This is a genomic window from uncultured Gordonia sp. (genome assembly GCF_937858515.1).
In the GTDB taxonomy this organism is placed as follows: Bacteria; Actinomycetota; Actinomycetes; order Mycobacteriales; family Mycobacteriaceae; genus Gordonia.
The window spans coordinates 22396-29089 of sequence record NZ_CALLZT010000008.1 but is presented as its reverse complement, the minus strand read 5'-3'; the positions used below and the strand labels follow the sequence as shown (position 1 = coordinate 29089).

Genomic DNA, 6694 nt, shown 5'->3' with positions numbered 1-6694 from the left:
GGTGGGGCTGGCCACCAAAACATCAGCGGGCACGCCGGTTTCCCCTCGTGAAGGAACACGGCGGTTTTCCCCCGTGGTCGTATCGGGGGGGTTTCCTCCGCCTGCCACTCCTCACCCGGCGCTCGCGACACCGGATTCCCTGAACGTCGAATCTCGAACTTATCTCGTTATCTCGCAATAAGTCCCAATATCAGTCTCACCCACGTATCGATATTCGTAATTATAAGACCACCAGTTCGGGGCATATGCACTAAGCGCTCCACAGGAGCTAGGGTGTTTTGACACCTTTTTCAATACGAGACATTCTCGCCTTTTTGAGATATCGTTTTGGTATGGCAATCGACGACTCCGGGCCGCCTTCGGGTGAACTGCTCGGGTATGCGCGGGCTAGTTCCGGCCGGCTCGCGACCGACGCACAGTTCGACACGCTGACCGCCGCCGGCGTCAGTGGCTTCCGCGTGTACAGCGACGTCCAGTCCCCCGGCGAGCCTGCCCTGCACCGTCCGGGATTGGCAGCACTCCTGGACTATGCCCGAACCGGCGACACGGTACTCGTGGCGAGTATCGACAGGCTCGGTACGACCCCCGACGATGTGATGCGGACCGTCCGCACCCTGCAGGAGCGGGGTCTGCGGCTGCGGTCGCTGCAGGAAGGGATCGATACCGCCGACGCTGCCGGACGGATGATCGTCGGTGTCCTGGCCTCTTTGGCGAACCTCTGCGACGAGTCGGGCAGCACTCAGGTGCACGGCGCATCCCGTCGCGACGATCAGCCCCGGCCCGCTGAGGGCCGCCGACCTGATGACCGTCATCGATTCACCGCCACGCACCGCGCGGTCGGCAGCCACGACGGATCGGTCGGTCGACCGCGTGTTCTCGACGCCGAACAGATCGAGGTGGCGCGTCGGCGACGTGCCCTGGGTGAACGCGTACCGACCATCGCCGAATCACTGGGGGTCAGCCGCGCGACGCTGTACCGGACCCTGGCACACGAGGATCGACTGCAGGAGGACGATCGATGACCACACCCGATCAGGTCCACCGATCCGTCGCGGATCGAGGCGACACGCTCGATCATGACGAGTTCCGCCGGGGCTTCTCCGATGCGATCGACTACCTGGAGTCCTTGCCCGGCGCGTGGGCGTGCCATCACGCGTCATCGACCCTGGAACAGCCGGTATCCGAGACCGGCGATATCAGCCATCTCCGCGGCTACCGGGCCGCACTGTTCGGGTACCTGCGGGGCGGTCCCCTGGGCGCGGTCACCGCTGACCCGCACACAGTCCCCGCGTTGCGGCCAGTCGGCCGGTCCGGCCGGTCTGAGAAAGTCCCGGGTGTCGTAGCCGGGGTCCATACTGTCCGATTATGAGCCTGAGTACCGCCTCCCCCGACAACCCACTGCCCGACGCCGGTGCCCTGCCACCGATCGTCCCGACGATCATCGACCGGCCACGCATGCCCGACGGCTACGGAGTCGAGAACGCGACCGTCACCCTGGACTGGGCCACGGTTCTGGACAAACTCACCGCGTCGAAGCACTACTGGCTCGCTTCGGTACGGCCCGACGGCACCCCGCCCACCATCCCCCGCTGGGGTGTGTGGCTGGACAACCGATTCTTCTACGACGGAGCTCCGACCACTGTGCATGCCCGCAATCTCGAGGCCAACCCGGCGTGCACACTCACCTTGGAAAGCGGCACCGACGTGGTGATCGTCGAAGGCACCTCGGTGGCGGTCCGCGCACTCGGTGATGGTTTCGGGCAACGTCTGGCCGCCGCATTCGGCAAGTATCACGACCTGGACTACAAGCCGGAGCCAGGCTCCTGGGAGTCCCCCACCGACGGTGGCGGTCTGCGAACGATCACCCCGCGCCGCGCGATGGCATGGTCGAAGTTTCCCGACGACTGCACCCGCTTCCGTTTCCGCTGATACCGGGCTCGGCGTCAGCGGAATGTCAGGAGATGTCGCCGATGAGGTAGCGCTGCAGGGTCGGGGCGATCGCGTCGGCGAGTTCTTCCGGAGTCATCGACCGGATCGGGTCGGCACGGGCCACATAACGCACCACGCCGACCCCGACGAGCTGGGTGGCGCACAGGCCCGCACGCTTGGTGACGTCGTCGGCGCCGAGGCGTTTGAGCAGAGGTCCGAAGATGGGCCCGATAAGGTTGTCGTAGACGATCTCGACGCTCTTGGCCATGCCGCCCGCCGAGATGGCCTGTGCGGCGAAGGGTCCGCCTTCGGCCAGGTCCCAGGTGGTGATGAGCACCTGCACAGTGCGCCGACCGGCCTCATCGACGCTGCCGGAGACGATGCGGTCGACGAAGTCGGGTACGCCGAACGGCAGGCGCAGCTTACGGGCGGCCGCGTCGAGGATGCCACCGGTGGGGTCCTTGCTGGTGCTCATGCAAGAAGCGTGGCCGTCCGCGGCGACCATCGCAAGGCGGCGCACCGCGGCTCGCGTCGATTCGACGTGTCAGGTACTCGACACCGTCAGCCCGGTGAGGGCGACTCACTGCGCCAGGACGCTCGCCCCCGGTGACGGTCAGCGTTCCCAGTGCCGCCTGTCGTGCGGACGCGGGTCGGGTTCGACACCGGAGGTCTTGTTGAACACCATCGTCGATCGAGTGGTGTGATCGTAGGCGGGCCAGCCGGGGTCACCGGTGACGGCAAAGTCGATCCATGCCTTGTGCATGGCGGCGGCGAGATCCTTGGGTGCCGACGGACCGGTCAGCGCGGCGTACCGTGAGCCGTCCAGTCCGTCGAATACGAACGGCACCTCAAGGGCATGGCATGATCCCAGCCCGGGAACCTGCGGGGTTTCCCACTGGAATTCGTAGACGAAGGTGCCGGGGTGTGCCTCGGCCAGGCGTAGCGCGGGAGCCCGGAAGTAGGCGTCGGTCATGAAGGACGCGGTGATATCGCCCCAGGACTCGGTGGAGCGGCTCTTGCGGTAGGCCTTGAGGGTCGCTGCGGGCTTCTTGGCGCCCGCTGTGCGTGCGTAGATGTACGGGACGACCGGCGGCACCTTCGGAGCGGCACCGGTCGGTGCGAGAAAGAGTCTGCCCTCGTGGGCGTTGGAACCGACCATCAGGTCGACGTCGGCACTCGCACCGGCCGCGATGGCCGTCTCGGGCAGGCCGGGCACGATGGTGCCGTCGATGACCGGCTCGAACGGCAGCAGGTTGGCGGCCGCGTCGCCCCAGAGGCGTTTGAACGGCTTCTTGTTCATCTCCACCGACAGCGCGGATTGAGCCGCGATGATCGCTTTGGGGTCGGCGGCCGCGACGGCCTCGCGGCTCGGTTCAACGCCGAGGATCTTCGCGTACTTGCGGGCCACCTTGATCGCGCTGCCTGGGCTCATCGCGATATGCCCACCGCCGGACTGGACGATCGCGCGACCGAACAGACCGTGGGCGGCCGGAGTGGCCAGCAGTGTTGCGGTGCTCATTCCGCCGGCCGATTCACCGAAGATGGTCACCTTGGCCGGGTCACCACCGAACGCGGCGATGTTGTCGCGCACCCATTCCAGGGCCGCGATCTGGTCGAGGATGCCCAGGTTCGGGGTGCCCTCCCCGAACCACAGGAAGCCGTTCACGCCGAGTCGGTAGTTGATGGACACCATCACGACGCCGTCGCGGGCGAAGGTGGTGCCGTCGTAGATCGCGCCCGACCCGTTCACAAACGCGCCACCGTGAATCCACACCATCACCGGACGCGGGTCCCCACCGATGGCCTGCTCCGGTGTCCACACGTTGAGGTTCAGATAGTCGTCGCCGTCGTTGACGAAGTTGGTGAGCAGCTTGTCCAGCGGCGGCGGATAGTCGCCCTGTGGCGCCGTGTGCCCGTAGTCGAGCGCATCACGCACGCCGTCCCACGGCTGCGGTGGCGCGGGCGCCTGGAACCGGCGCGCACCGACCAGGTCCCCGGGGCGACCCTTGGCCGTGCCCGACCCGTCCAGCACGACGACGGCCCCGCGGCCGACCCCTGCGGTTGTCTCCCCTCCGTTCAGGCCCTGAACGTCCGCGGCCGTACGTGCCCGCCGTCACCGAGTCCTGCCAATACGACAACGCGGATGTTCCGGAACCGAACGGACGTGCGTCGCCGGACGCGTCCGGCGATCGTCGTCAGCGCGGGTGCGCGGCGAAGAAGCGCCAGATCTGGGCCGTCGCGTTGTAGGGCGACGTCGGCCAGGTGTGGCCGCCGCCTGCGATGCTCACCAACCGCACCTCGCGACCGCCGGCGCACTGTGCGCTCGACGTGGTGATCGGGCCGATCACCGTTTGACGTGGCGGTGCGCAGCTGTTGGCCGCACGGAACGTGGCGTTGACCGCGGGAATGGCCGGGCCGTCGACTCGGGCGTTGCCGTCGAGGCCGATCGCCTGCCCGGGACCGCCCCCGTACGGCACCCTCGGGTCGGCGGTTCCGTGAATCTGCAGCAGCGATGCCGGCCGCGGCGCCGGGCATGAGGTCACCAAGGTGCCGGCGACGGGTGCTATGGCGGCGAAAGTATCTGTCCGGCAAGCAATACGCAGGGCAAGCATGGCGCCGTTGGACATTCCGGTCACGTAGACGCGGCGGGAGTCGATCGGGGTGAGGGCGGCGATCCTGTGCACCACGGCCTCGACGAATCCGGCATCGTCCAGGTTCGTGGACGATGCCGCACCGCAACAGGTTCCCGCATTCCAGGAGCGGCGTATCGCATCGGGATAGGCGACGATGAAACGGCCGGCCGCGGCCTGTTGATTCCAGCCGTAGCTGAGTTCAGCCTGGCGCGCCGATCCGAATCCGCCGTGCAGGACCACCACCAGCGGCGCCGAGGACGTCACCGTCGCCGGGCGGTGGACGCGGAAGTCGCGGTTGCGGCCGTCGAAGTCTATCGAGTGGGTGGAAGTACCGGCTGCGAGCGCGGGTGCCGCCGTGCTTTCGGAGGCGAACCGTGGCAGGGCGAGCAGGATGCCGACGACGATCACGGCAACCAGTGCGACCCGGAAAGGTGTGCGTGTCATCGTCCCAGTGTGAACCACGGCAGCACGAGCATCAGTCATCTTGGCCACGCTGCGCGTCGACCGGCAGGATCGGTGACATGTGCGGCCAACCTGCCGGAGGTGATGTGACGGCCATCCATTAGGTTCAGGATCAAGACATCCGTCGCACAACAGACGCCTCGTCGTCGGCAGCAAAGGACAACTCACCTCCATGGTCACGTTCGCGACGCCCACCGGCACCAACAACATCGGCATCCTCGGCATCGGCGCGTGCCGGCCCCAGCGGCTGGTCACCAACGAGGAGATCTGCGGGGCGCTCGGCGTCGACAGCGACTGGATCTACACGCGCACCGGTATCAGGGCCCGCCGGTTCTGCGGCCGGGATGAGAACATCACCACCATGTCGATCGCAGCGGGCCGTGCTGCGCTGGCCAACTCGGGCCTGACGGGCGCCGACATCGACGCTCTCATCCTGGCCACCAGCACCCACGGCCGCTGCATCCCGTCGGCCGCGCCGCCGGTGGCCACTGCTGTGGGGGCCAACGGGGTGCCCGCCATGGATCTGAGTGTGGGCTGCGCCGGTTTCGGTTACGCAATGTCGGTCGCCCAGGACATGATCCGCGCCGGCAGCGCCACGCGCGTGCTGGTCATCGGCGCCGAGGAGATCTCGATGTCGCTGGACATGACCGACAAGGGCAATGCGTTCATCTTCGGTGACGGTGCGGGCGCAGTCGTGGTCGGCCCCACCCCCACCCGGCAGATGGGCCCGGTGATCTGGGGTAGCGAAGGCTCGCAGAGCGAACTGATCCACCAGTCGATGGACTGGAAGGACTATCTGCTCGGCGCCAGCCACACCGACCGCCCTTACATGCGGATGAACGGCACCGCCGTGTTCCGTTGGGCCGCGTTCGAGATGAGCAAGGTGGCCAATCGCACCCTGGAGGTCACCGGCATCACCGCCGACGACCTCGACGTATTCGTCCCCCATCAGGCCAACGCCCGGATCAGCGAGTTGCTCGCCAGGAACCTCAAGTTGCGTGAGAATGTGCCCGTCGCCGACGACATCGAATTCACCGGCAATACCGCCGCCGCGTCGATCCCACTCGCCATGTACGAGCTGCTCAAGTCGGGCCGCGCCAAGCCGGGCGACACCGCTCTGCTGCTCGGTTACGGTGCCGGGCTGAGCTATTCGGGCCAGGTTGTCACGATGCCGCCGGCGCCCAGGTTCTGATTCCTGAACAAAAACGTCCGATATGGCTGTTGGCGCGGGCATATGTCCGCGCCAACAGCCATATCGGACGAAAATTTTCATCACTATCCGCTGTTGCCGCACAATGTGCCGGTGAGCATCGCATCGACCCCGGACCCGCCGTACACGGCCGTCATCTTCACCTCGATCCGCACCGACGTCGACAACGGCTACGCAGCGATCGCAGAAGCGATGGACGAACTTGCGGCTGAACAGCCCGGATACCTCGGTGTCGAGTCCGCCCGCGAGAACATCGGGATAACCGTTTCCTACTGGGAATCTCCCGAGGCCGCACGCGCCTGGAAGCGTGTCAGCGAACACAGCCTCGCCCAGAAGCGTGGCCGCGACGAGTGGTATCGGGAGTATCGGGTACGCATCGCCACCGTCGAGCGTGACTACGGCCTGCCATAGCCGGGTCATATCTGCCGTCGATGATCAAGGGTTCCGCGCCCTCCCCGAG

8 protein-coding genes are annotated in these 6694 nt (G+C 66.7%); 5 read left to right on the top strand and 3 right to left on the bottom strand.

Annotation, left to right across the window (positions count from 1 at the left end):
* Nucleotides 1-332: 332 nt before the first annotated feature.
* The 3 genes from Q0627_RS00660 to Q0627_RS00650 are packed head-to-tail and all read left to right on the top strand — an operon-like array spanning nucleotide 333 to nucleotide 1929.
* Nucleotides 333-1022 (top strand): recombinase family protein, encoded by a 690-nt coding sequence (locus Q0627_RS00660; RefSeq protein ID WP_291014275.1) that lies wholly within the window; start codon nucleotides 333-335, stop codon nucleotides 1020-1022.
* Nucleotides 1019-1369 carry a hypothetical protein gene (locus Q0627_RS00655; protein ID WP_291014272.1) on the top strand — a complete coding sequence of 117 codons (351 nt, stop codon included), beginning with the start codon at nucleotides 1019-1021 and terminating at the stop codon, nucleotides 1367-1369. Before Q0627_RS00660 ends, Q0627_RS00655 begins: the two co-directional genes overlap by 4 nt.
* Nucleotides 1366-1929, top strand: a complete 564-nt coding sequence (locus Q0627_RS00650) for a pyridoxamine 5'-phosphate oxidase family protein (protein ID WP_298807162.1) — start codon at nucleotides 1366-1368, stop codon at nucleotides 1927-1929. Before Q0627_RS00655 ends, Q0627_RS00650 begins: the two co-directional genes overlap by 4 nt.
* Before the next feature lie 25 nt (nucleotides 1930-1954).
* Here Q0627_RS00650 and Q0627_RS00645 read toward each other — a convergent pair whose 3' ends face one another.
* The 3 genes from Q0627_RS00645 to Q0627_RS00635 form a co-directional block, all read right to left on the bottom strand.
* A complete protein-coding gene (locus tag Q0627_RS00645; RefSeq protein ID WP_291014267.1) occupies nucleotides 1955-2404 on the bottom strand; it encodes a hypothetical protein in 450 nt (149 codons plus the stop codon).
* 138 nt (nucleotides 2405-2542) lie between these two features.
* Entirely contained in the window at nucleotides 2543-3961 is a 1419-nt protein-coding gene (locus Q0627_RS00640) for a carboxylesterase/lipase family protein (protein WP_298807158.1), read from the bottom strand.
* Between the two features lie 163 nt (nucleotides 3962-4124).
* On the bottom strand, nucleotides 4125-5006 hold the full coding sequence (locus tag Q0627_RS00635; protein WP_291014263.1) for a PHB depolymerase family esterase: 882 nt from the start codon (nucleotides 5004-5006) through the stop codon (nucleotides 4125-4127).
* A 190-nt stretch (nucleotides 5007-5196) separates the two neighbouring features.
* Between Q0627_RS00635 and Q0627_RS00630 the strand changes: the two genes are divergently transcribed.
* Together Q0627_RS00630 and Q0627_RS00625 are read left to right on the top strand one after the other, a co-directional pair.
* Entirely contained in the window at nucleotides 5197-6216 is a 1020-nt protein-coding gene (locus tag Q0627_RS00630; RefSeq protein ID WP_291014261.1) for a beta-ketoacyl-ACP synthase III, read from the top strand.
* Between the two features lie 111 nt (nucleotides 6217-6327).
* Complete coding sequence (locus Q0627_RS00625; RefSeq protein WP_291014259.1) at nucleotides 6328-6645, top strand: antibiotic biosynthesis monooxygenase; 318 nt, start codon at nucleotides 6328-6330, stop codon at nucleotides 6643-6645.
* Nucleotides 6646-6694 lie beyond the last annotated feature (49 nt).